Origin of the sequence: Amycolatopsis sp. CA-126428 (assembly GCF_002904335.1) — a bacterium.
Taxonomy (GTDB): domain Bacteria; phylum Actinomycetota; class Actinomycetes; order Mycobacteriales; family Pseudonocardiaceae; genus Amycolatopsis.
The window spans coordinates 1-1,759 of sequence record NZ_PPHF01000132.1 but is presented as its reverse complement, the minus strand read 5'-3'; the positions used below and the strand labels follow the sequence as shown (position 1 = coordinate 1,759).

Here is a 1,759-nt window from a genome sequence, read left to right as displayed (position 1 = left end):
GCGAACGGCGCGTGGAAGCTGCAGATCAAGGACGTCGGCCCGGCCGACACCGGTTACCTGTCCTCCTGGACGTTGACCGTGTAGCACCCCCGACCCCGTGAAGGCCGCACCAGCCAGGTGCGGCCTTCACGGTCGTTGTCCCCAACCCCCACCGAAGGAACTCACCGCCATGAAGTGGAAGACACGACTCGGCGCCGGGGTCACCGCCCTCGCCGCCGTGCTGGGCGTTGTGAGCGCGCCGGCGGCCACCGCCGCGCCCGCCACCGCCCTCGCCGCACCGGACATCTCGCTGGCCAACATCAAGGGCCACCTCAACCAGCTGCAGACCATCGCCAACAACAACGGCGGCACCCGCTCGGCGCGCGGCGGCGGGTACGCGGCCTCGGTGTCCTATGTGGAAAACCTGCTCAAGAACGCCGGGTACACCACGACCCGCCAGACCTGCACCAGCTGCCTCGGGCAGTCGCAGAACCTCATCGCGGAGTGGCCGCAGGGCGACGCGAGCCAGGTCATCATGCTCGGCGCGCACCTCGACTCCGTCAGCGCCGGCCCCGGCATCAACGACAACGGCTCGGGCAGCGCGTCGATCCTCGAGGTCGCACTGACGCTGGCCCGGACCAACCCGGCGATGGCCAAGCGCGTCCGGTTCGGCTGGTGGGCCGACGAAGAGTCCGGCCTGATCGGCTCCAAGTACTACGTCAACAACCTGCCGAGCAGCGAGCGCACGAAGATCAAGACCTACCTCAACTTCGACATGATCGGCTCGAAGAACTGGGGCTACTTCGTCTACGACGACGTCGCTTCGGTGAAGGCGATCTTCGACGAGTACTTCTCCTCCATCGGCATCCAGACCGAGGGCGACAGCGAAGGCGACGGCCGGTCCGACCACGCGTCCTTCAAGAGCGCGGGCATCCCGGTCGGCGGCCTGGCCACCGGCGCCGGCGACATCAAGAGCTCGGCGCAGGCGCAGAAGTGGGGCGGCACCGCCGGTTCGCCGTTCGACAACTGCTACCACCGCGCCTGCGACACGACGGCGAACATCCCGGACCCGCCGCTGGAGAAGAACAGCGACGCGATCGGGTACGCGCTGTGGAAGCTGGCCGTCGCGACGACGCAGGGCAACGACTTCTCCGTCTCGCTGAACCCGTCATCGGGCACTGTCCAACCGGGACAGTCGCTGCAGGTCGCCGTCGGCACCGCGACGACGTCCGGCTCGGCGCAGTCGATTTCGCTGTCCGCCTCCGGCCTGCCCGCGGGCGCGACGGCGTCGTTCAGCCCGGCCACCATCTCCTCGGGCGGCAGTTCGACGCTGACCATCACGACGTCCGCGTCGACGCCGACCGGCACCTTCCCGGTCACGGTCACCGCGGACGGCGCGAACGCCGACCACACGGCGACGTTCTCGCTCGGCGTCGGCAGCTCGTCCTGCGCGCCGGTGACCAACTCGACGCGGCTGGACATCCCGGACTACCCGGGGGCCGCGGTGACCAGCCCGGCGACCGTGGCGGGGTGCGCGCGCAACGCGTCCAACGCCACCAAGGTCGAGGTGCACATCACCCACACCTACCGCGGTGACCTGGTCCTCGACCTGGTCGCCCCGGACGGCACGGCGTACCGGCTGAAGAACTCCAGCAGCGACTCGACGCCGAACCTCGACACCACCTACACCGTCAACGCCTCCTCGGAGGCCGCGAACGGCGCGTGGAAGCTGCAGATCAAGGACGTCGGCCCGGCCGACACCGGTTACCTGTCCTCCTGG

Annotated in this window: 2 protein-coding genes; both read left to right on the top strand. The window is 69.4% G+C overall.

The window, feature by feature from the left end:
* Positions 1 to 84 (top strand): proprotein convertase P-domain-containing protein (locus C2L58_RS51570; RefSeq protein ID WP_146073680.1); only part of this gene is annotated, 84 nt, incomplete at its 5' end.
* Positions 85 to 169: 85 nt separating this feature from the next.
* Positions 170 to 1,759 (top strand): M28 family peptidase (locus tag C2L58_RS32105; protein ID WP_103341417.1); only part of this gene is annotated, 1,590 nt, incomplete at its 3' end.